We start from the raw sequence: 20,805 nt of genomic DNA, 5'->3' as shown, positions 1-20,805 counted from the left end.
CGGCGTGCTGGTCGGCTTGGTCCTGGTCGCCGCCCTGATCACTTGGCTGGTGGTCAGGCAGGTCTACGGCGGGCTGCCGATCCTGCCGTGGACCGCCATCCCCACCGTGCTGCTGCTGGCCGTCGGCGAGGGTTACACCGCGTGGATGACCAAGGCCAGGATCGACCGCAAGCCCGGCACCAAGCCGGTCGAGCCGATGGCGGTGGCGCGGCTGGCGGCCCTGGCCAAGGCGTCGGCCTACGTGGGAGCGGTGTGCGGTGGCCTGTTCGCCGGGTTCGCCCTCCACACGGTCCAGTTGCTCACCCGGGATACGCCGCGGGTCGAGTTCTTCATCTCGCTCGGGTCGTTCCTGTCCTGCGTGGCGCTCGTCTGCGCCGCGCTGATGCTGGAGCACGCCTGCCGCGTTCCGAAGGACCCGGAGGATCAGAGGCCCAGGTAACGCGCGACGGCATGTTCGACCTGGGCTCGCCTTCTTCCATGGGTCACTTGTCGATGTCACCCACCACGAAGAACATCGAGCCGAGGATGGCCACCATGTCGGCCACCACGTGCCCGGGCAGCATCTCGCGCAGCACCTGGATGTTGTTGAAGGAGGCCGAGCGCAGCTTGAGCCGCCACGGGGTCTTGTCGCCCTTGGACACGAGGTAGTAGCCGTTGATGCCGAGGGGATTCTCGGTCCAGGCGTACGTGTGGCCCTCGGGCACCTTGAGCACCTTGGGCAGGCGCTGGTTGATGGGCCCGGGAGGCAGCGAGCGGAGGCGTTCGACGCAGGCGTCGGCCAGGTCGAGCGAGACCTTCAGCTGGTCGAGCAGCACCTCGAAGCGGGCGTGGCAGTCGCCGGCGGTGCGGGTGACGACCTTGACGGGCAGCTCGGGGTAGGCGAGGTAGGGCTGGTCACGGCGTAGGTCGAAGTCGACGCCCGAGGCCCGGGCGATGGGGCCGCTCACGCCGTACTGCATGATCTGCTCGCGGCCGAGCACGCCGACGCCCTTGGTGCGGGCCCGGAAGATCTCGTTGCCCAGGATGAGGTCCTCGATGTCGGGGACGCGGCGGCGGGTCTCGGTGACGGCCTCCGACACCCGGTCGAGCCAGCCGAGCGGGAGATCCTCCTTGAGGCCGCCGACCCGGTTGAACATGTAGTGCATGCGGCCGCCGGAGATCTCCTCCATGACGCCCTGGATGCGTTCGCGCTCGTTGAAGGCGTAGAAGAGGGGAGTGATCGCGCCCAGCTCCAGGGGATAGGAGCCGAGGAACATCAGATGGCTGAGCACGCGGTTGAGCTCGGCCAGCAGGGTGCGGGCCCAGACGGCCCGGACCGGCGGCTCTATGCCCAGCATGCGCTCGGCGGCGATGACCACGCCCAGCTCGTTGGCGAAGCCGGACAGCCAGTCGTGCCGGTTGGCCAGCATGATGATCTGCCGGTAGTCGCGGACCTCGAACAGCTTCTCCGCGCCCCGGTGCATGTAGCCGATGATCGGCTCGGCCGTGGCGATGCGCTCGCCGTCGAGCGTGAGCCGCAGTCGCAGGACGCCGTGTGTGGACGGGTGTTGCGGGCCGATGTTGAGGATCATGTCCTCGGTCGCCAGCTCCTTGGCGCCCGCACCGATCCCCACCACGCGTTCCGTCATAGGGCCCATGCTGCCACCGGCCGCGGTGGGGGGCCAGCCGGGCGGATGGTCAAGGAACGGTATGGGGGTGCATCGCAGAGTCGGACATGGGGATGATAAACGGAAATGGGGGGAGAAATCACCATGAAACGATCTCTCTTCGATCTAGCTGCCTTGATCTCGCGGGTGACAATCGGCGTGATCTTCATCGCTCATGGATGGCAGAAGTGGCAGGCCGGTCTCGGCGCCACGGCACAGCACTTCGCGCAGACAGGGGTGCCGGTCCCGCAGTTGGCCGCCGGGTTCACGATGGTCGCGGAAATCGTGGGAGGCGCCCTGCTGATCCTCGGCCTGTTCGTCCGGGTGTCGGCCCTGGCGTTGCTGGTCGTCAGCGTCGGCGCGCTCGTCTTCGTCCACGGTTCGCAGGGAATCTTCGAATGGGAGCTGGTCGGCTCGCTGGCCGCGATCTGCCTGCTGTTCCTCGCCGTGAGCGGCGGGCGGCTCGGCCTGGACGGCCTGCTCCGCCGGATCCACCGCAGACGTGCCGAACGCGAGCTCGCCGAGAGCGGCACGACCAAGCGGACCTCGTCCGCGACGACCAGGCCCGCGCCCACATCGCGTGAGAGCACACCCGGTGAGACCACACGCGGTGGGGCCACATCCGGTGGGACCACATCCGGTGAGACCGCGACGCGTCCGATGAACGTGCCCAGACAAACGAGGGCGCCCAGGTCGGGTGACCTGAGCGACCAGGACATGCGGGACATCGACGCCATCATCGACGAGCCGACGAAGCGACGGCCGCCCAACCGCTGAGCGGCCTAGCGGCCGGCGAGGTCGCGCAGTGCTCCGATGAGGCGGTCCACGTGCTCCTCGGTGCTGCCGATGCCGATCGACGCGCGCACCGCGGCGGCTGTGCCGTCCTGGCAGCCGCCGTCGGGCTCCTGGTCGCGCCCGCTTCGGCCCTCGCCGGCTCCCGCGTCGCCCACTCCGTCCGAGCTCCCGCGCTCCGGCCTGCCGAGCAGGTGGCGGACGAACGGGTGCGCGCAGAACTTGCCGTCCCGTACGCCGATTCCGTAGTCGTTGGAGAGCGTTTCGGCGACCTCCCGCGCGGAGTGGCCGTCCACGGTGAACGAGACGATGCCCACGCGCGGGTGGTCGGGCCCCCACAGTGACAGCTCGCGTACGCCCTCGATCGAGGCGAGCCCGGAGCGGAGCCGGGCGATGAGCCGCTCCTCCTCGCGGACCAGCGCGGTCCACCCCGTGGCGGTCAGCGCGTCGCAGGCGGCGGCCAGCGCGATGGCGCCCAGCACGTTGGGGGTGCCGGCCTCGTGACGCGGCTCGGGGTCGTCGTGCCACTCGGGCTCGCCGGCCACCGAACGCACCGCGCCGCCCCCCTTCAGGTACGGCTCGCCCGCCGCCAGCCAGTCGCGCCGCCCGATCAGCGCCCCGGCGCCGAACGGCGCGTAGAGCTTGTGCCCGGAGAAGACCACGTAGTCGAGGTCGAGGGCGGTCAGGTTGAGCCGCCGGTGTGGCACCAGCTGGGCCGCGTCGACCAGGATCCGGGCGCCGTGGCGGTGCGCGACGTGGGCCAGGGCGGCGATCGGCCAGAGCTCGCCGGTGACGTTGGAGGCGGCGGTCACCACGAGCAGCTTCGGCCCGTCGATGGCGGCCAGCGCCTCGTCGGCCGCGCGCACGGCCTCGCCGGGGAAGGCGGGGGGCGCCAGCCGTACCGTGTGCGGCCAGGGCAGGAGCGAGGCGTGGTGCTCGGTGTCGAAGACGACGGTGGTCGTGCCGGCGGGCAGGCAGGAGGCGAGCAGGTTGGTGGCGTCCGTGGTGTTGCGGGTGAAGATCACGGCATCGTCGGGCCGGGCGCCGGCGAAGGCTCGTACGGTGTGGCGGGCCTGCTCATAGCGGGTGGTGGTGAGCTGGGAGGCGTAGCCCGCGCCGCGATGCACGCTGGAGTAGGCCGGGAGCGCGGCGGCGACGGCCGCGTTGACCGGCTCCAGACAGGGGGCGCTCGCGGCGTAGTCGAGGTTGGCGTAGCCCACCAGCCTGCCACCCCTGACCGGGACCTCCAGGTCGGCGCCGAGCACGGCCGGGATCGGGCGGCGGCCGTCCTCGACGGCCGCCTCGGCGGTCTGGGCGGGCACGGAATCAAAGATCGTCAAGGTGGACACGGCGAACCTCCTGAGGGCCGTCGGACCCCTGGAGCAGCCATGGAGCCCGCGCTTGCCCGCCACACCTCGTGACGGACCAGGTCTTCACCCGGGGCACCCCGCCGCGGACGCGAGGGTTGCCGGCCAGCGAGCCGGGGCTTGGCGCTGGCACTCATGACCTACGCCCGCACTATAACCGAACCGCCACATTCGTTGGCAATCCGGCGAACTTCTGAGACAGCTGGCTCGTTGGTACCCCCGACATCCCCGGAGGCGCGGAGGCAAGCAGATGCTGGACTGGGTGGCCGACCCACAGATTTGGATAGGGTTCTTCACCCTGGTGGCCCTGGAGATCGTTCTGGGCATCGACAACATCATCTTCATCTCCATTCTGGCCGGGAAGCTCCCGCCCGAGCAGCGCGACAGAGCGCGTGTCCTGGGCCTCGCGGCGGCCCTGATCAGCCGCCTGCTCCTGCTGCTGGCGCTGTCGTGGGTGGTGCGGCTGACCGAGCCGTTGTTCGAGGTGCTGGGCCACGAGATCTCCGGACGCGACCTGATCCTGTTGTTCGGCGGGTTGTTCCTGCTGGCCAAGAGCGTCACCGAGATCGGGCACAGCATGGAGCCCAAGCACCAGGACGGCAAGACGCGGGCCGTCACCTCGTTCGCCTCGGTGATCGCGCAGATCATGGTGCTCGACGTGGTGTTCTCGCTCGACTCGGTGATCACCGCCGTGGGCATGGTCGACGAGCTCGGCGTGATGGTGGCGGCGGTCATCGTGGCGGTGCTGGTGATGCTGTTCGCCTCGGGGCCGATCAGCAGGTTCGTGGACCAGCATCCGAGCATCAAGATGCTGGCGCTGTCGTTCCTCGTGCTGATCGGCGTGGTGCTCATCGCCGAGGGTCTCGACCAGCACATCCCGAAGGGCTACATCTACTTCGCGATGGCGTTCTCGGTCATCGTCGAGCTGCTGAACATCCGGATGCGTGGCAAGCACTCCAAGCAGGAAGAACTTCCTTCTAAGATGAAATAGTGCGCTTTGATCCTTGGAATCCGGATTTTGTGGCCTACCCCTACGACGCCTACGCAGACCTGAGGAGTGCGGCTCCGGTCAGCTTCTTCGAGCCGACCGGGCAGTGGCTGATCTCCCGGCACGCCGACGTCAACGCCCTGCTCCGGGACCGCCGGCTGGGCCGCTCCTACCTGCACGTGGCCACCCACGAGGAGTTCGGCCAGGAGGCCGAGCCGGAGTTCCAGGAGCCGTTCTGGCGGGTGGTCAGGGCGGGCATGCTGGACGTCGAGCCGCCGGTGCACACCCGGCTGCGCCGTCTGGTCTCCAAGGCGTTCACCCCCCGCATGGTCGAGTCGCTGCGCCCCCGCGTGCGGGCCATCGCCGGCGGGCTGATCGACACGTTCGTGGAGAAGGGCGGCGGCGACCTGATCGCCGAGGTGGCGGAGCCGCTGCCGGTGACGGTCATCGCCGAGATGCTGGGCATCCCCGAGGCCGACCGTCACCTGCTGCGCCCCTGGTCGGCCGACATCTGCGGGATGTACGAGCTCAACCCCTCGCCGGAGGCCCAGCACGCGGCGGTCCGGGCGGCCGACGAGTTCGCCGGCTACCTCAAGGACCTGGCCCGCGAGCGAGCCGCCCGCCCCGGTGACGATCTGATCAGCGCGCTGGCCGCGATCGACGAGCTCACCGAGGACGAGCTGATCGGCACCTGCGTGCTGCTGCTCAACGCGGGTCACGAGGCCACCGTGAACGTGACGGGCAACGGCTGGTGGTCGCTGTTCAGAAACCCCGCCGAGCTCGTACGGCTGCGCGAGGACCGGAGCCTGCTGCCCACGGCGATCGAGGAGCTGATGCGGTGGGACACCCCGCTGCAGATGTTCGAGCGGTGGGTGCTGGAGGACATCGAGGTCGGCGGCGTGGAGATTCCGCGCGGGGTCGAGGTGGCGCTGCTGTTCGGCTCGGCCAACCGCGACCCGGAGGTGTTCGACGACCCGGACCGGCTCGACGTGGGCCGGGTGGACAATCCGCACATCTCCTTCGGCGCGGGCATCCACTTCTGTCTTGGCGCGCCGCTGGCCCGCATCGAGCTGCTGGAGTCGTTCGGGGCGCTACTGGACCGGGCGCCCAAGCTGGAACTGGTGCGCGAGCCGGTCTGGAAGCCGGGCTACGTCATCCGCGGCCTCGACTCCCTGGAGCTCGCCGTCTAGCGGGTCTGGTGACTGGGCACCACGGGAACGTCTGGCGGGTCTGGGAACTGGGCGCCGCGGAACGTCTAGCGGTTCTGGCGACGGGGCTCCCCGGAGCTCGCCGTCTGGCGGGTCTGGCTGAGCCAGCCGAAGCCGCCGAGACCCCGAGGGTCGATCAGTTCGGCCTCCTCCGAGGCGCGGGCCAGCGCCCGGAGGTAGCCGCGCGGATCGCGCTCGGCCAGGTCGAGCGGCGGTCGCGCGCCGGTGACCCCGAGGGAGCGCAGCTCGTCGCGTTGTGTGGACAAGGCTGTGGATATCGCGCCGGCCCGCTCGCCGGCCGCGGCGCACGCGTCGAGGGCGACGTGGGCGGTGATGTCGCAGGTGCCGTCGGGGATGGGCGTCACGACGGAGCCATCGCGGTATCCGGTGAGCGTGCCATGGGCCGGACGGTTATCCACAGGGTGTGCATAATCGACGGCGACCGCCCGGCCACGTGCGAGCCGCCGCATCACCGCCGCCCAGGACGCATCGCGGGGGCGGCCGATCTCGGCGCGGGACCCCACACAGGACAGCGGCCACCACCGGTCGATCCACTCGCGGTCGGCGGCGCCGACCGGCTCGCCCAGCCGCTCGGCGCCGGTGCGGACGTCGACCATGACCAGCCGCGGCCCGTCGGGAGTCTGCTCGGCCACGTCGACGGGGATGTTGTCGAGCCACTCGTTCGCGATCGCCAGGCCGGTGATCCCGGACGGGATGGCGGTGGTCCAGGTGATCGACTCGTCCAGCCCGGCGGGCCGGGGGGAGAGGTCGACGGCCGTGACACGCAGCCTGTCGCGCAGGGCGGGCTCGGCGGCGTCGAGGACGTGGCTGACCAGGATGCCCTCGCCGGCGCCGAGGTCGACGAGATCGAGGATGGGCGGTGTCTTCAGCTCGGCGTCGACCTCGGTCAGCAGCGCCAGGACCGCCTCGGCGAACACCGGCGAGGCGGCGACCGAGGTGCGGAAGTGGCCCGATGGCCGTTCGCGGAGGTAGAAGCCGCCCTCGCCGTAAAGCGCGTTTCGCGTCGCGACGCGCCAGGTGAGCCACATTCCTGGACTATCTCATGACCCATCGTTGGAGACGTGAAGTCGTCGAGCGAACACTCTTGGTCACGCCATTGCGCTACCGTGTACGCGTTCGTGAGAGCTCGGGCCGGCCCTGTCCAGCCGGCCCGAGTTCCGATTCCCGGCCGGTCAGTCGGCGGATGGCCGGCCCAGGTGCGCACCTCCAAGGGGTTCGCACGGTGCGGGCGTCGGGTCCGGTTCGGGGACTCGGCGCCCGCTTCTTCGCGATGCCCCTCTCCTCATCTCTTCCGACAGGGGTGCACCTTTTGTCTGCCCTTGCCCGATATATCACTAACTCAACATGCGGCAAAACCCCAGTCACGTACGCAACTCCCAACAGTCGTTACGCTGGTCGGCAGTGCCATCGGGTCGACAGGGGTGGGACGTCATGGACGCAGGTGATCGCCCGGCACGGCTGGCCGTCGGCGTGCTGGGGGCAGGAAAGGTGGGCTCCGCGCTGGGCGCGGCGCTCGCACAGGCGGGGCACCGGATCGTCGCCGCGAGCGGGGTGTCCGACGCCTCGCATCGCTGGGCCACCGACCGGCTCGGCGTCACGCCGACGCGCCCCGAGGAGGTCGTCACCGCCGCGGATCTGATCCTGCTGACCGTGCCCGACGACGCGCTGCCCGATCTCGTCAACGGGCTGGCGACGACCGGCGCCGACCTCAAGGGCAAGCTGCTGGTGCACACCAGCGGCGCTTACGGGTTGTCGGTCCTCGATCCGGCCGCCAGGGCCGGCGCTCTGCCGCTGGCGTTGCATCCGGTGATGACGTTCACCGGCAGAGACGACGACCTCAACCGCATCACCGGCTGCTCGTTCGGGGTGACCGCGCCCGACCCGCTCCGGCCCATCGCCGAGGCCCTGGTCATCGAGATGGGCGGCGAGCCGGTCTGGATCGCCGACTCCGACCGGGCGCTCTACCACGCGGCGCTGGCCGGGGCCGCCAATCACATGGTCACCCTCATCGCCGAGTCCTCCGAGCTGCTGCAGCGCATCGGCGTGGACCATCCGGGCCGGATGCTCGGCCCGCTGCTCGGCGCGGCGCTCGACAACGTGCTCAGGCTCGGCATCGCGGCGCTCAGCGGGCCCGTCGTGCGCGGCGACGCGGGCACCGTGCGCAAGCACGTCGACGCCCTCATCCTGGCGGCCCCCGAGGCGGCCGACGCCTACATCGCGCTGGCCAGGCTCACCGCCGACCGCGCGCTCGCGGCGGGGCTGCTCAAGCCCGAGGAGGCCGAACGCCTGCTCGACGCGCTGGGTGGCAACATATGGACCTGACCGTGACCCGCATGGCACGGATCCGACCGCCCCCCTCGGAGGCACCACATGGACCTGATCGTCGCCCGCGACCGCGCCGACCTGCGTAAAGCACGCGGTGACGGACCTGTCGCCCTGGTTCCCACCATGGGCGCGCTGCACGAGGGGCACCGCTCGCTGATCCGCGACGCCCGTGCCCGTGCCGCCCAGGTGGTGGTCAGCATCTTCGTCAACCCGCTGCAGTTCGGCCCGCACGAGGACTTCTCGCGATACCCGCGCACCTTCGACGCGGACCTGGCCGTCTGCGCGGCCGAGGGGGCCGACGTGGTCTTCGCCCCGTCGGCCGAGGACATGTACGCTCCCGACCGCCAGGTCAGCCTCCGCTCCGGCGAGATGGGCCGGATCGTCGAGGGCGCCGCCCGGCCGGGCCACTTCGACGGCATGCTGACGGTCGTGCTCAAGCTGTTCAACCTGGTCCAGCCCGACCTCGCGGTCTTCGGCCAGAAGGACGCCCAGCAGCTCGCGATGATCCGGCGGATGGTCGCCGACCTCGACCTGGACATCGAGATCATCGGCGCCCCCACGGTCCGCGAGCCCGACGGCCTGGCTCTGTCGAGCCGCAACCGCTACCTGTCGGCCGCCGACCGGCAGGTAGCGCTCGCGCTCTCCCGGGCCCTTGCGGCGGGAGCGGCGCAGGGCGCGGCGCCGAAGATCCTCGGGGCCGCGCGGTCGGTGCTCGACGCGGCGGCGCCCGCGCTCGACCTCGACTACCTGGTGCTCGTCGATCCGTCCACCTTCGCCGAGGTCGGCGAGTCCTACTCCGGCGCCGCGGTGCTCGCGGTCGCCGCCCGGGTCGGCGCCACCCGGCTGATCGACAACGTCGTCGTCTCCGTCGGCGGATGACCCCCGGGCATGGCGCATGAGCCGGCAGGCGTTATCGTCATACTGACGAAATCGCCTCGATGAGGAGACTCCATGAGCGCACCGGCGATTCCCCTGCGGCTGACGGCTCCGGCACCGGGCTGGATCGTCGAGGCGGACGTGGTCGTCGTGGGCTCCGGCATCGCCGGGCTGACGGTGGCCCTGCGTCATGCCGAGCTCGATCCCATGGCCAAGATCCTGGTCGTCACCAAGGACGTGCTCTCGTCCGGCTCGACCAGGTGGGCGCAAGGGGGCATCGCCGCCGTGCTCGCCCCCGACGACACGCCTGACGAGCACCTGAACGACACCCTGGTCGCCGGGGTCGGCCTGTGCGATGTGGGGGCCGTGCGCACGCTGGTGACCGAGGGCCCCGGCGCGCTGCGGCGGCTGATGGGCCGAGGCGCGCGGTTCGACCGGACCACCGGCGGAGAGCTCCAGCTCACCAGGGAGGGCGGCCACCGCCGCGACCGCATCGTGCACGCGGGCGGCGACGCCACCGGCGCCGAGGTGCAGCGCGCGCTGGTCGAGGCGGTGCGGGCCGCCGGCGCGATCGAGGTGATCGAGCATGCGCTCGTCCTCGACCTGCTCAAGGACGCCCGCGGCCGGGCCCGCGGCGTGACGCTGCACGTCATGGGCGAAGGCGCGCGTGACGGCGTCGGCGCGGTGCACGCCAGGGCGGTGGTGCTGGCCACCGGTGGCATGGGGCAGGTCTACGCGGCCACCACCAACCCCGTCGTCTCCACGGGCGACGGCGTGGCGCTCGCGCTGCGGGCCGGGGCCGAGCTGCGCGACCTCGAGTTCGTCCAGTTCCATCCGACGGTGCTCTGGCTCGGCGAGGGCTCGACCGGCCAGCAGCCGCTGATCTCCGAGGCGGTCAGGGGCGAGGGCGCGTTCCTGGTCGACCACGAGGGCAACGCGTTCATGCGCGACGCGCACGAACTGGCCGACCTGGCCCCGCGCGACGTGGTGGCCAAGGCGATCATGCGTACGATGCGGGCCACCGGGCGCGACCACGTCCACCTCGACGGCCGCCACTTCGGCGAGGACAGGTGGCGGGCCAGGTTCCCCACCATCTACGCGATCTGCCGGGACCACGGCATCGACCCGGCGACCGAGCCGATCCCCGTCGCCCCGGCGGCCCACTACGCCAGCGGCGGCATCCGTACGGACCTGCGGGGCCGTACGTCCATCGAAGGCCTCTACGCGTGCGGCGAGGTCGCCTGCACCGGCGTGCACGGCGCCAACCGGCTCGCGTCCAACTCCCTGCTCGAAGGGCTGGTCTTCGCCGAGCGCATCGCCGAGGACATCCACGCCGTACGGCCCGCGCCCGGCGAGCCGGTGGCCGGCCGGACGACCAGCGGACTGGTCGACCCACGGGCGCGGACCCGGATCCAGGCCCACATGAGCACGGGAGCGAGCGTGCTGCGCGGCCGTGAGTCGCTCACGGCCACCGCCAGGGCACTGCGCGACGCCCGCTGGACGCCCGTCCACGTGCCGCCGTGCACCGAGTCTTGGGAGGCGACCAACCTGCTCACGGTCGCCACCGTCCTCACCGGGGCGGCCGTGGCGCGGCTGGAGACGCGCGGCTCGCACTGGCGCGAGGACTTCCCCGATCGCGACGACAACGAATGGCTGGGGCACCTGGACGTGGCCCTGACCGAGGAGGGCCTGACGATGACCTACACGCCGCACGGCGACGCCACACCACCGCGCCTGGCTCAGGAGCTCACCGCGGCGGGGCTGGATCCGGCCGAGGTAGGCGCGGTCGTCGACCGGGCGCTCGCCGAGGACCTCACCGAGGCCGGCGACGTCACGAGCGAGGCGACCATCCCGGCCGGGCAGCGCTCCACGGGCGACGTGGTGGCTCGCAGGGACGGCGTCGTCGCGGGCCTGGGCGTGGCCGAGGTGGTGTTCCTGCGGTTCGGCGTCCGCGCCGAGCGCCGGGCCAAGGACGGCGAGCGGGTCCGGGCGGGCGACGTGCTGATGACGGTCGAGGGGCCGACGCGGGGTCTGCTGACGGCCGAGCGCACCGCGCTCAACCTGCTCACCCATCTGTCCGGCATCGCCACGCTGACCGGCAGGTGGGTGGAGGCGGTCAGCGGCACCGGCGCGCGGGTGCGTGACAGCCGCAAGACGCTGCCGGGTCTGCGGGCGCTGGAGAAGTACGCGGTGCGCTGCGGAGGTGGCGTCAACCACCGGATGTCCCTGTCGGACGCGGCCCTGATCAAGGACAACCACGTGGTGGCCGCGGGCGGCGTGGCCGAGGCGTTCCGCGCGGTGCGGGAGCGCCATCCGGACCTGCCGATCGAGGTGGAGGTCGACCGGATCGACCAGCTCGAGCCGGTGCTCGACGAGGGGGCCGAGTTGATCCTGCTGGACAACTTCACGGTCGAGCAGACCGCACTGGCCGTACAAATTGTGAAAAACAGGGCGAAACTGGAGGCGAGTGGCGGACTGACCTTGGAATCGGCCCGGGATGTGGCTGAAACTGGCGTTGACTACCTTGCGGTGGGAGCGCTCACGCACTCGGCGTCGGCCCTGGACATCGCACTTGATCTACGGGGGTAATCGATGCTGCTCACGATCGACGTCGGCAACACGCACACGGTGCTCGGCCTGTTCGAGGGCGAGGAGGTCATCGAGCACTGGCGGCTGGCCACCGATGCCCGCCGCACCGCCGACGAGCTCGCGGTCGTGCTTCAGGGATTGCTCGCCCAGTCACCGTTGCTCAAGGGAGCCGACGTCAGCGGCATCGCGATCTGCTCGACGGTGCCCAGCGTGCTCAATGAGATGCGTGAGATGTGCCGCCGTTACTACGGCGACGTGACAGCGGTGATCGTGGAGCCCGGCGTGCGCACGGGTGTGCCGGTCCGGATGGACAACCCCAAGGAGGTCGGCAGCGACCGCATCGTCAACGCGCTGGCCGCCATCGACCAGTACGGCGGCCCCTGCATCATCGTCGACTTCGGCACCGCGACCTCGTTCGACGCGGTGTCGGCCAAGGGCGAGTACATCGGGGCGGTCACCGCGCCCGGCATCGAGATCTCGGTCGACGCGCTGGCCGCGGCGGGCGCCCAGTTGCACAAGGTCGAGCTGGTCAGGCCCCGCTCGGTGATCGCCAAGAACACCGTCGAAGCGCTTCAGGCCGGCATCATCTACGGCTTCGCGGGCCAGGTCGACGGCATCGTCGAGCGGATGGCGGCCGAGCTGGCCGAGGACCCCGACGAGGTGACCGTGGTCGCGACCGGCGGCCACGCGGCGCTCGTGGTGGGGGAGTCGCGCTCGATCGACGTGCACGAGCCGTGGTTGACGCTGATCGGCCTGCGGATCGTCTACCACCGCAACACCGCCTGAAACCGAACAAGCGGCCCCCGCTCGGGAAGGGGGCCGCTTGAGCTCGTGGAACATTGGTAACGGAGAGTTCTTGCAGCGTTCCTGCAGCGACCCGACGAGTCCTTGCAGTTCGCCATATCCCCTACGCTTTGATGCTGTGAGCGACGAACTTCCCGAGCAGATGCGCATCCGGAGGGAGAAGCTCGACCGCCTTCGCAGCGAGGGCGTCGACCCTTACCCGGTGAACTTCCCGCGTACGGCCACCAATGCCGAGGTCAGGGCCCGATACCAGGGCCTGGAGGCCGACACGGCGACCGGTGACGAGGTGGCGGTCGCGGGCCGCGTCATGCTCAACCGCGTGGGCGGCAAGCTGTGCTTCGCCACGCTGCGCGACGGCAGCGGCGACCTACAGGTCATGATCTCGCTCGACAAGGTGGGCGAGGAGTCGCTGGCCGCCTGGAAGCGCGACGTCGACCTCGGCGACCACGTGGGCGTGACGGGAGAGGTCATCACCTCCCGGCGCGGCGAGCTGTCGATCCTGGCCGACACCTGGCAGATCACCGCCAAGTGCCTGCGCCCGCTGCCGGAGAAGCACGTCGGCCTCACCGACCCCGAGGCGCGGGTGCGCCAGCGCTACGTCGACCTCATCGTCAACGACGAGGCCCGCGAGATGGCCCGCGTCCGCAGCGCCACCGTGCGCGCGGTGCGCGACTTCTGGCACGAGGAGGGCTACCTCGAGGTCGAGACGCCGATGCTGCAGCCGATCCACGGCGGCGCCGCGGCCCGGCCGTTCAGCACCCACATCAACGCCTACGACATGGAGCTCTACCTCCGCATCGCGATCGAGCTCTACCTGAAGCGGCTCGTGGTGGGCGGCATCGAGAAGGTCTTCGAGATCAACCGCACCTTCCGCAACGAGGGCGCCGACTCCACGCACAACCCCGAGTTCACCATGCTCGAGGCCTACGGCACCTACCTCGACTACAACGACATGGCCGACCTGACCCAGCGGATGTACCAGAAGGCCGTGGTGGCGGCGCTGGGCACCAGCGTGGTCGTGCACGAGGGCGTCGAGGTCGACCTGGGCATCTCCGAGTGGCCGCGGGTCACCCTCTACGGCTCGGTGTCCGAGGCGGTGGGCGAGGAGATCACCACCGAGACCCCGCTGGAGCGGGTCCGCGCGCTGGCCGACAAGCACGACGTCCACTGGGACGCCAAGTGGGGCCAGGGCAAGCTCGTCCAGGAGCTGTTCGAGGGGCTCGTCGAGCACACGATCATCCAGCCCACGTTCGTCATGGACTACCCGCTGGAGACCTCCCCGCTGACCCGTCAGCACCGCGACAACCCGCTGCTGACCGAGAAGTGGGACCTCATCGGCTTCGGCAGCGAGCTCGGCACCGCCTATTCCGAGCTCATCGACCCGATCGAGCAGCGCCGGCGCCTGGTGGAGCAGTCGCTGCTGGCTGCTGGCGGCGACCCCGAGGCCATGCAGCTCGACGAGGACTTCCTGCAGGCCCTCGAGTACGGAATGCCGCCCACCGGCGGCATGGGCGCCGGCATCGACCGGATGATCATGGCCTTCACCGGCCGCAACATCCGCGAGACCATCCTGTTCCCGCTGGTCAAGCCCACACGCTGAGCGTCAGGGCGTCAGGCCCCGTACGAGCGTTCAGGCCCGCACGCTGAGCGTTCAGGCCCGCACGCTGAGCGTTCAGGCCCGCACCCTGAGCGCCCGCACCGGCAGGCCGGCGAGGCCGCGCAACACCAGGTTCGCCTTGTACGGCGGGTCGGCGTCGACGAGCTCCAGCTTGGGTGCCGCCTGGGCCAGGGCGCGCAGCGCGATCTCGCCCTCCAGCCGGGCCAGCGTCGCGCCGAGGCAGAAGTGGATGCCGAGCCCGAAGGCCAGGTGCCTGCCCGGGCCACGCGAGGGGTCGAACCGGTCGGGGGCGGCGTACTCGGCCGGATCCCGGTTGGCGGCGCCGATCAGCGCGAGCACGGGGGTGCCCGCCGGCGTCGGCGTGCCGCCCAGCTCCGTGTCCCGCAGCGCGGACCTGAGCGTCAGCTGGACCGGCGGGTCGTACCTCAGCACCTCCTCGACGATCTCCCGGGGGCGTTCGGCGGCCAGGGGCAGCGCGCCGTGCCGCAGCAGGGCGAGCACGCCGTTGGCGATGAGGTTGACGGTCGTCTCGTGACCGGCGACGAGGAGGAGAACACAGGTGGCGAGCAACTCGGCCTCGGTCAGCTCCTCGACCCGGGCGAGCGCGCTGAGCAGGTCGTCGCCCGGCCGGCTGCGTCTCTCCTCGATGAGCCCCCGGAAGTAGTCGCCGAACTCCAGCCGGGCGTGCTCACTCTCCGACATCAGCTCGGTGGACAGCAGCGGGTCAAGGCCACGGGCCAGCGCCTCGCTCCAGCCCTGGAAGCGCTCGTGGTCCTCGGCGGGCACGCCGAGCATCTCGGTGATCACCATGACCGGCAGCGGGTAGGCGAACCCGGAGACCAGATCGCCCTCCTCGGGCAGCGCGGCGATCAGCCCGGCGGTGATCGCCTCGATCCGCGGGCGCAGCCGTTCGACCATTCGCGGGGTGAAGGCTCTGCTGACCAGCCCGCGAAGGCGTGTGTGGTCGGGCGGGTCCATGCGCAGGAACGACGGCACGCGCTGCTCCGGATCGGCCGGCCTGAGCGGGTTGGAGTCGTGGCCGAAGGCCGGGTCGCGCAGCAGCGCCGAGCAGTGCTCGTACGTGGTCGCCACCAGGAGCCCGCCACGGGTGCGGAGCAGCGCGCCCTGCTGCCGCATTTCCCGGTAGCGCGAGTATGGATCGCGCAGAAACTCCGGATCGAACGGATCGAAACCCAGGACGTCGGTTGCGCTCATCGACGAGCTGTAAGGGTCACTGTGGCCGCTCATCGCGCTCCGAAGTGTAGCGACATATCACGAGTACTTCATATATAACGGATCATGTCAATGCGCAGGGTCAAGTGCAGCGATTGTCGCGCTTGACGGCCTTTCAGATATGCGTTTACCGTCTGCGGGACGAGCAGGTGTTCGGGGAGAATCGCTGTTGGGGGGAGGGCTCCCGATGGATGTGCTCACCGAGGGTGTTGAGCTGAGCCATGCCGACTTAGCGTTGCTGGCGGAGCTTGCCAAGGGAGTCACGGTCGATCGGGTCGGCAGACGGCTGGATATCAGCGGCCGTACGGTTCGCCGCAGGCTGCGGGGGATCTGCGACCGGATCGGGGTGGCCACGGCGATCGAGGCCGTGGCCTGGGCGGCACGCCGCCAGCTGATCTAGCCGAAATCCGGCGCTCGATCGGTGGCTCTGGTGCTCCCGCTCAGTCGGCGACGCGCACGGCGCCGGCGAACGGCCGCCGGGCGATCGACGCGATGCGCACGACGTCGCCGGTGCGGGGCGCGTGGACCATCATGCCGGCGCCGAGATAGATGCCGACATGGTGCAGGTCGCTGTAGAAGAACACCAGGTCGCCCGGCCGCATCTCCTCCTTGGAGACATGACGGCCCGAGGTCCACTGGCTGCCCGTGTAGTGCGGTAGCGAGATGCCCACCCGCTGGTAGGCGGCCATGACGAGGCCGGAGCAGTCGTAGCCGGTCGGTCCGTCGGCTCCCCAGATGTACGGCTTGAGCTGCTGCGTCAGCGCCCACCTGGCGGCCTCAGCGGCCTTGCCGCCGCCCGCGATCGGCAGGTTGACCCGCACGGCGCGGGTGCCGGGACGGCCGGCCTCGCCGAGCGCGCGGTTGAACAGGTTGCTCTCGACCTTGGCGACCAACGTCACGATCTTGTCGCGCTTGGTGCCGAGGTCGTCGACGAGCTTGCGTACTTCGTCGATGCGGGTGGCCGCGCTGTCTCTGGCCTGCTCGGCCGTCGCCCTGGCCCGGTTCACCTGGTTGACCTGCTCGCCCTGCTGCTGCTCCAGGGCGTAGGTGGTGGCGGCGCGGTCGAGGAAGCGCTCGGGGTCGTTGGAGCTGATCAGGGCCATGGCGCGGCCGAGGCCGCCGGTCATGTACTCGTTCTGGGCCAGCAGGCTGGCCTTGGCGCGCTTGGTGGCCAGGTCGCTCTCGCTGGCGGCCAGGGTCTTCTTCGCGGCCGCGGCCGACTTCTGGGCGCTCTTGAGCTTCTCGCGCTGGCCGTTGTACTCCTCGGTCAGCGTCTCGATCCGCGTGTGCATCTCCTCGACCTGCTTGGACAGCTCGTTGAGGGATGGCGTGGGGTCGGCGGCGACCGGAGCCGCGGGGGCGGCTAAGACGAGCGCGGCGATGGCGGCGCCGAGGACGGCGAACCGGCGGAGCCCGGAATGTTCCGGGGGGCGGGCGTGCTCGCCCGCGATCTTCCTTCCGCGCTCGCACGTGCGCTTCACCGACCAGCTCCTCTCATCGACGCCTACCGGGTTAGCTGACGGGTTCGGGCCGGAGCAGCCCTACCGAGCATGGCGCTCGGACTCACCCCAGTGGTGGTCGGCGGCCACCTGTGGATCCCCGGCTCCCCCGCGGGGGATTGGGCGCGTCACTCACGCGGCGATCGCATGGGTGACATCGTCGCTGGACATTAGTGCACCTTGGGTTCTTGCTCAACCAGAACTGCCAACTCGGTAGAGATTGCGCCACTGATGTGTCACAAGGTGATGTCGGGCTCAGGCGACCCGGACTGATTTTACGTCTTGTTTGTCCCGGGTTGAGCTGGGCTTGTCCTTCCTGGAGTGACATGTCGGGAGAAGGGCAAGAGAGGAGATTTACGGGCGAGCCGTAATGCGATCTGTACTCTGGAGAGCCATGGAACAGGCCACCGAACTGACGGTCCAGGACACCGGCATCCTCGTGCGCCGTGCCCGCACCACCGATGTCAGGACCATCGGGCGCCTGGTCGCCGCCTACGCGGGTGCCGGCCCCCGCCTGCTGCAGAAGGCCACGGTCACGCTGTACGAGGACGTTCAGGAGTTCTGGGTGGCCGAGCGGTCAGGAGAGGTCGTCGGCTGCGGGGCGCTGCACGTGCTCTGGGAGGACCTCGCCGAGATCCGCACGGTCGCCGTGAACCCCGACCACCGCGGGCTCGGGATCGGCCATCGCATCGTCTCCGCGCTGCTGGGCACGGCCCGAGAGCTCGGCCTGCAGCGGGTCTTCTGTCTCACGTTCGAAGTCGACTTCTTCGGCAGGCACGGATTCCACCCCATCCAGGGCACGCCTGTCTCCCCCGAGGTCTATGCCGAACTCCTGGCCTCGTACGACGAGGGTGTGGCGGAGTTCCTTGATCTCGAACATGTCAAGCCGAACACCTTGGGCAACACTCGCATGTTGCTGCACTTGACAACAGATGACTCGGATCTTGACTAAGGCGAAAGGTGATTGTTGATACCTATGTCGATACGTTGGGCGACACAGGCATGTGTCCTGACACGTGCCACATGCGCACTCGAAGCGAGGTGACACGGTGAGCACAGGACAGCCACCGTATCCTCAGGACGAATCCGGCGAGAATCCTGGATCTCCTGAATACGGACAGCAGTACCAGGGTCGTCCCCATGGCGAGCCCGACCCCGATGTGACGGTCGTGGGCTACCGCGCCGACGATTACGGCCAGCAGCAGGGGCAGCCCGGCTACGGCCAGCAGCAGCCCCAGTACGGCCAGCAGGGCCAGTCCCAGCCGGGCTATGGTCAGCAGCCGCAGTACGGCCAGCAGCCTGACTACGGCCAGCAGGGGCAGCCTGGCTATGGCCAGCAGCAGCCCCAGTACGGCCAGCAGGGCTATGGCCAGCAGGGCCAGTCCCAGCCCGGCTATGGCCAGCAGCCCCAGTACGGCCAGCAGCCGCAGTATGGCCAGCAGCCCGACTATGGCCAGCAGGGGCAGTCCCAGCCGGGCTATGGTCAGCAGCCGCAGTACGGTCAGCAGCCCGACTACGGTCAGCAGCAGGCTTCGGGCCAGCAGGGTTACGGCCAGCAGCCCGACTACGGTCAGCAGCAGGCTTCGGGCCAGCAGGGTTACGGCCAGCAGCCCGACTACGGCCAGCAGCAGGCTTCGGGCCAGCAGGGTTACGGCCAGCAGCCCGACTACGGCCAGCAGCAGGCTTCGGGCCAGCAGGGTTACGGCCAGCAGGGCCAGTCCCAGCCCGGCTACGGCCAGCAGCAGCCCTCGGGGCAGCAGTACGGCCAGCCCGGTTACGGCCAGCCCGGTTACGGCCAGCCGGAGTACGGCCAGCAGCAGTACGGCGGGCAGCCCGGCTACGCGCAGCCCCAGCAGGGCTACGGCCAGCCCGGCTACGGCCAGCCGCAGCAACCGGACTACGGGCAGCCCGGTTATGGCCAGCAGGGCTACGGGCAGCCCGGTTACGGGCAGCCGGTGGGCGTGCAGCCGCCGGGCGCGCCGGCGCCGCTCGCGGAGTGGTGGCAGCGGCTGGTGGCGAGGTTGATCGACGGCGTCCTCTTCGGCGTGGTCTCGACCGTGTTGACGCTGGTGCTGACGGGTCTCCTCCTCGCCAGCTTCGACTGGAACACCGGCCGGACGACGGGCCTGATGAGCCCGTTCGTGTTCGGCCTTGTGATGGCCATCATCATGACCGGCATCTACGTCGCCTACGAGTTCTTCATGACGAAGGCCAAGGGGCAGACGCTCGGCAAGATGGTCATGGGCATCAAGATCGCCCAGGTCGGCGGGCCGGTACCGCTGGAGGGCATCCCCAATGACGTCGCGCTCAAGCGGGCCGGCGTGACGTGGGGCGGCTACCTCCTTGTCTTCCTGCCGTTCGGGTCTCTGCTCGGCGCGCTCGCCGTGGGTCTGAACGGCGCATCCCAGTTGTGGGACAAGCCGCTGCAGCAGACTTTCGCCGACAAGGTGGCCAACACCGTGGTGGTGAAGATCAAGTAGTAGTCGTCGACGCCAACAGAGGTCGGCAGCTGGCCGGCCTCTGTTTTGCGTGTACGTCCCGTACCCGTATGGAGTCGACCGGATCGCCGATGGGGCGAGGTGGGGTTTTGACTTCCTCCCCACGTCTGAAGGCGGGGGATGCCAACCCTCGCGGGGTGGACCTTCCTGCCTCACAGGCGACAGCCGTCCCGGTCAAGGCGCGGGGCAGAGAGCCGCCCAACGGTCCTACGTGGCCTCCACAGGCTCACGTCCCGCCGGCCCGGAGGCTTGGACCTCACCCCCAGGCAGGCACCCATACCCGGCCCGCACGCAGGTGCGCCGCCGTTTCCCCAATCGGCGGTCCGCCTCGGCGGCCGATCGTCGATCCCCGCGCCGCTCCGCGGCACGTTCGCTTTCCTCCCCAGGGCTGAAGCCCGGGGTCCCCAGCAAAGGAAATCCGATGACGGCAGCGACGTCGGCGGGCACGAAGCCCGCGGAATGGTGGGAACGACTCCTAGCCCGACTCATTGAAGGCCTCGTCTTCGGGGTCTTCTATTACATTCTGTTCATTACGTTGTGGGGCGTCTTCCGAACTGTCGGGGTCTTGGACGCGTTCGACGGCCGCCTGCCGGGCGTGTTCGCCTGGTTGCTGGCAGGTCTGGGATATACGGTCTATGACTGGGTCGCGCATTCCACGCGCGGTCGCACCTTCGGCAAGGCGATCATGAAGATTCACGTGACGCCAGGCGGTCTTCCTCGGAAGGCCCTGCTGAAACGCGCCCTGGTCTATCCCGGTCCGGTCATGCTGATGGGCATTCCGGTGGTCAATGTGCTCGCCGGAATCTTCGTGTTCGCTGTGGGGTTGCTGATCCTGGTGGACAAACCGCTCGAACGTGGCCCGCACGACAGGCTGGGGCGAACCCGGGTGGTCAAAGATCTTGGTTGACCCGCGAGGCGCCTCGGCTGAGGTCTTTCCGCAAAGTTTTCCCTTGATCCGGTAAGGAGCCTGGAGAGACTGCCATTAGGCTATGGGCGTCCCTGATGTCGGACGTTGGGGCCCCTGACACACCGAGTGCGTCTGTGTGCCGCTATGGTCAGGTGCGGAGGATGTCATCCCGTGCGGCGTGAGAGCCGCTCCTGCTCCTGCTCGCCGCATCGGCGATCCGAAAAGACGCCTCTGAAAGCCCGTCCGCTGTGGAAGCGAGGACGAATGGAAGCCGTAACAGACGTATTGTCAGCGCTCATCCCTCCGGTGGTGGTCGCCGGCGCCTTCATCTTTGGCGTTGTGAAGTTGGTCCGCGCGGACGGTCCCCGGCGCGGTCCAAACCCCGAGGATCAGGTCGAGAACCAGAACTGACCGGCGAGTCAGCCGAATCCCCG

19 protein-coding genes and 2 riboswitches are annotated in these 20,805 nt (G+C 69.7%); of the genes, 13 read left to right on the top strand and 6 right to left on the bottom strand.

The window, feature by feature from the left end:
• Positions 1-4: 4 nt before the first annotated feature.
• Positions 5-439 carry a DUF3180 domain-containing protein gene (locus tag AB0I38_RS02300; RefSeq protein WP_358460525.1) on the top strand — a complete coding sequence of 145 codons (435 nt, stop codon included), beginning with the start codon at positions 5-7 and terminating at the stop codon, positions 437-439.
• Between the two features lie 43 nt (positions 440-482).
• On the opposite strand, the gene AB0I38_RS02295 is transcribed toward AB0I38_RS02300, so the two are convergent.
• The gene (locus AB0I38_RS02295; RefSeq protein WP_358460523.1) at positions 483-1,628 is read right to left on the bottom strand and encodes an NADH-quinone oxidoreductase subunit D; all 1,146 of its coding nucleotides are present in this window, start codon (positions 1,626-1,628) and stop codon (positions 483-485) included.
• 105 nt (positions 1,629-1,733) lie between these two features.
• Between AB0I38_RS02295 and AB0I38_RS02290 the strand changes: the two genes are divergently transcribed.
• Complete coding sequence (locus AB0I38_RS02290) at positions 1,734-2,423, top strand: DoxX family protein (RefSeq protein WP_358460520.1); 690 nt, start codon at positions 1,734-1,736, stop codon at positions 2,421-2,423.
• Between the two features lie 5 nt (positions 2,424-2,428).
• On the opposite strand, the gene AB0I38_RS02285 is transcribed toward AB0I38_RS02290, so the two are convergent.
• A complete protein-coding gene (locus AB0I38_RS02285) occupies positions 2,429-3,787 on the bottom strand; it encodes an aminotransferase class V-fold PLP-dependent enzyme (protein WP_436838704.1) in 1,359 nt (452 codons plus the stop codon).
• Positions 3,788-3,830: 43 nt separating this feature from the next.
• A riboswitch (SAM riboswitch) is annotated at positions 3,831-3,946 on the bottom strand.
• A gap of 109 nt (positions 3,947-4,055) precedes the next feature.
• Here AB0I38_RS02285 and AB0I38_RS02280 point away from each other — a divergent pair.
• A complete protein-coding gene (locus tag AB0I38_RS02280) occupies positions 4,056-4,796 on the top strand; it encodes a TerC family protein (protein ID WP_358460517.1) in 741 nt (246 codons plus the stop codon).
• The gene (locus AB0I38_RS02275; protein WP_358460514.1) at positions 4,796-5,983 is read left to right on the top strand and encodes a cytochrome P450; all 1,188 of its coding nucleotides are present in this window, start codon (positions 4,796-4,798) and stop codon (positions 5,981-5,983) included. The genes AB0I38_RS02280 and AB0I38_RS02275 overlap by 1 nt, the downstream gene beginning before the upstream one ends.
• 65 nt (positions 5,984-6,048) lie before the next feature.
• On the opposite strand, the gene AB0I38_RS02270 is transcribed toward AB0I38_RS02275, so the two are convergent.
• Positions 6,049-7,050, bottom strand: coding sequence for an SAM-dependent methyltransferase (locus AB0I38_RS02270; RefSeq protein WP_358460511.1), 1,002 nt, complete (start codon positions 7,048-7,050; stop codon positions 6,049-6,051).
• A 403-nt stretch (positions 7,051-7,453) separates the two neighbouring features.
• On the opposite strand from AB0I38_RS02270, the gene AB0I38_RS02265 reads away from it, so the two are divergent.
• The 5 genes from AB0I38_RS02265 (at position 7,454) to lysX (ending at position 14,216) form a co-directional block, all read left to right on the top strand.
• On the top strand, positions 7,454-8,344 hold the full coding sequence (locus AB0I38_RS02265) for a Rossmann-like and DUF2520 domain-containing protein (RefSeq protein WP_358460508.1): 891 nt from the start codon (positions 7,454-7,456) through the stop codon (positions 8,342-8,344).
• A gap of 48 nt (positions 8,345-8,392) precedes the next feature.
• Positions 8,393-9,226: a pantoate--beta-alanine ligase gene (gene panC / locus AB0I38_RS02260; RefSeq protein ID WP_358460505.1), complete on the top strand. Its 834-nt coding sequence runs from the start codon at positions 8,393-8,395 to the stop codon at positions 9,224-9,226.
• Between the two features lie 72 nt (positions 9,227-9,298).
• The gene (locus tag AB0I38_RS02255) at positions 9,299-11,812 is read left to right on the top strand and encodes an L-aspartate oxidase (protein WP_358460502.1); all 2,514 of its coding nucleotides are present in this window, start codon (positions 9,299-9,301) and stop codon (positions 11,810-11,812) included.
• Positions 11,813-11,815: 3 nt separating this feature from the next.
• Positions 11,816-12,598: a type III pantothenate kinase gene (locus tag AB0I38_RS02250; protein ID WP_358460499.1), complete on the top strand. Its 783-nt coding sequence runs from the start codon at positions 11,816-11,818 to the stop codon at positions 12,596-12,598.
• Positions 12,599-12,734: 136 nt separating this feature from the next.
• Positions 12,735-14,216 (top strand): bifunctional lysylphosphatidylglycerol synthetase/lysine--tRNA ligase LysX, encoded by a 1,482-nt coding sequence (gene lysX, locus AB0I38_RS02245; RefSeq protein ID WP_358460496.1) that lies wholly within the window; start codon positions 12,735-12,737, stop codon positions 14,214-14,216.
• Between the two features lie 72 nt (positions 14,217-14,288).
• Here lysX and AB0I38_RS02240 read toward each other — a convergent pair whose 3' ends face one another.
• The gene (locus AB0I38_RS02240) at positions 14,289-15,449 is read right to left on the bottom strand and encodes a cytochrome P450 (protein WP_358460493.1); all 1,161 of its coding nucleotides are present in this window, start codon (positions 15,447-15,449) and stop codon (positions 14,289-14,291) included.
• Positions 15,450-15,654: 205 nt separating this feature from the next.
• On the opposite strand from AB0I38_RS02240, the gene AB0I38_RS02235 reads away from it, so the two are divergent.
• On the top strand, positions 15,655-15,867 hold the full coding sequence (locus AB0I38_RS02235; RefSeq protein WP_043615366.1) for a LuxR C-terminal-related transcriptional regulator: 213 nt from the start codon (positions 15,655-15,657) through the stop codon (positions 15,865-15,867).
• Between the two features lie 40 nt (positions 15,868-15,907).
• On the opposite strand, the gene AB0I38_RS02230 is transcribed toward AB0I38_RS02235, so the two are convergent.
• Positions 15,908-16,948, bottom strand: a complete 1,041-nt coding sequence (locus tag AB0I38_RS02230) for a C40 family peptidase (RefSeq protein WP_358460490.1) — start codon at positions 16,946-16,948, stop codon at positions 15,908-15,910.
• A 5-nt stretch (positions 16,949-16,953) separates the two neighbouring features.
• Positions 16,954-17,102: riboswitch (cyclic di-AMP (ydaO/yuaA leader) on the bottom strand.
• Between the two features lie 258 nt (positions 17,103-17,360).
• Here AB0I38_RS02230 and AB0I38_RS02225 point away from each other — a divergent pair.
• Positions 17,361-17,918 carry an amino-acid N-acetyltransferase gene (locus AB0I38_RS02225; protein ID WP_358460487.1) on the top strand — a complete coding sequence of 186 codons (558 nt, stop codon included), beginning with the start codon at positions 17,361-17,363 and terminating at the stop codon, positions 17,916-17,918.
• Between the two features lie 22 nt (positions 17,919-17,940).
• On the opposite strand, the gene AB0I38_RS02220 is transcribed toward AB0I38_RS02225, so the two are convergent.
• Entirely contained in the window at positions 17,941-18,858 is a 918-nt protein-coding gene (locus AB0I38_RS02220; RefSeq protein WP_358460484.1) for a hypothetical protein, read from the bottom strand.
• 63 nt (positions 18,859-18,921) lie between these two features.
• Here AB0I38_RS02220 and AB0I38_RS02215 point away from each other — a divergent pair, with 63 nt between their 5' ends.
• Together AB0I38_RS02215 and AB0I38_RS02210 are read left to right on the top strand one after the other, a co-directional pair.
• The gene (locus AB0I38_RS02215; RefSeq protein ID WP_358460481.1) at positions 18,922-19,446 is read left to right on the top strand and encodes an RDD family protein; all 525 of its coding nucleotides are present in this window, start codon (positions 18,922-18,924) and stop codon (positions 19,444-19,446) included.
• Between the two features lie 439 nt (positions 19,447-19,885).
• Entirely contained in the window at positions 19,886-20,371 is a 486-nt protein-coding gene (locus tag AB0I38_RS02210; RefSeq protein WP_358460478.1) for an RDD family protein, read from the top strand.
• The last annotated feature ends 434 nt before the right edge of the window (positions 20,372-20,805 follow it).

The sequence above is a fragment of the Nonomuraea cavernae genome (assembly GCF_040655715.1).
Lineage (GTDB): Bacteria > Actinomycetota > Actinomycetes > Streptosporangiales > Streptosporangiaceae > Nonomuraea > Nonomuraea cavernae_A.
The sequence above is the reverse complement of the archived record's forward strand: the minus strand, read 5'-3'. Positions and strand labels throughout refer to the sequence as shown.

Coding starts and splice junctions, on each gene's coding strand:
- AB0I38_RS02295 (WP_358460523.1), bottom strand. CDS start 1,628: ATGACGGAACGCGTGGTGGGGATCGGTGCGGGCGCCAAGGAGCTGGCG.
- AB0I38_RS02290 (WP_358460520.1), top strand. CDS start 1,734: ATGGGGGGAGAAATCACCATGAAACGATCTCTCTTCGATCTAGCTGCC.
- AB0I38_RS02280 (WP_358460517.1), top strand. CDS start 4,056: ATGCTGGACTGGGTGGCCGACCCACAGATTTGGATAGGGTTCTTCACC.
- AB0I38_RS02270 (WP_358460511.1), bottom strand. CDS start 7,050: ATGTGGCTCACCTGGCGCGTCGCGACGCGAAACGCGCTTTACGGCGAG.
- AB0I38_RS02265 (WP_358460508.1), top strand. CDS start 7,454: ATGGACGCAGGTGATCGCCCGGCACGGCTGGCCGTCGGCGTGCTGGGG.
- panC (WP_358460505.1), top strand. CDS start 8,393: ATGGACCTGATCGTCGCCCGCGACCGCGCCGACCTGCGTAAAGCACGC.
- AB0I38_RS02255 (WP_358460502.1), top strand. CDS start 9,299: ATGAGCGCACCGGCGATTCCCCTGCGGCTGACGGCTCCGGCACCGGGC.
- AB0I38_RS02250 (WP_358460499.1), top strand. CDS start 11,816: ATGCTGCTCACGATCGACGTCGGCAACACGCACACGGTGCTCGGCCTG.
- AB0I38_RS02240 (WP_358460493.1), bottom strand. CDS start 15,449: ATGAGCGCAACCGACGTCCTGGGTTTCGATCCGTTCGATCCGGAGTTT.
- AB0I38_RS02235 (WP_043615366.1), top strand. CDS start 15,655: ATGGATGTGCTCACCGAGGGTGTTGAGCTGAGCCATGCCGACTTAGCG.
- AB0I38_RS02225 (WP_358460487.1), top strand. CDS start 17,361: ATGGAACAGGCCACCGAACTGACGGTCCAGGACACCGGCATCCTCGTG.
- AB0I38_RS02210 (WP_358460478.1), top strand. CDS start 19,886: ATGACGGCAGCGACGTCGGCGGGCACGAAGCCCGCGGAATGGTGGGAA.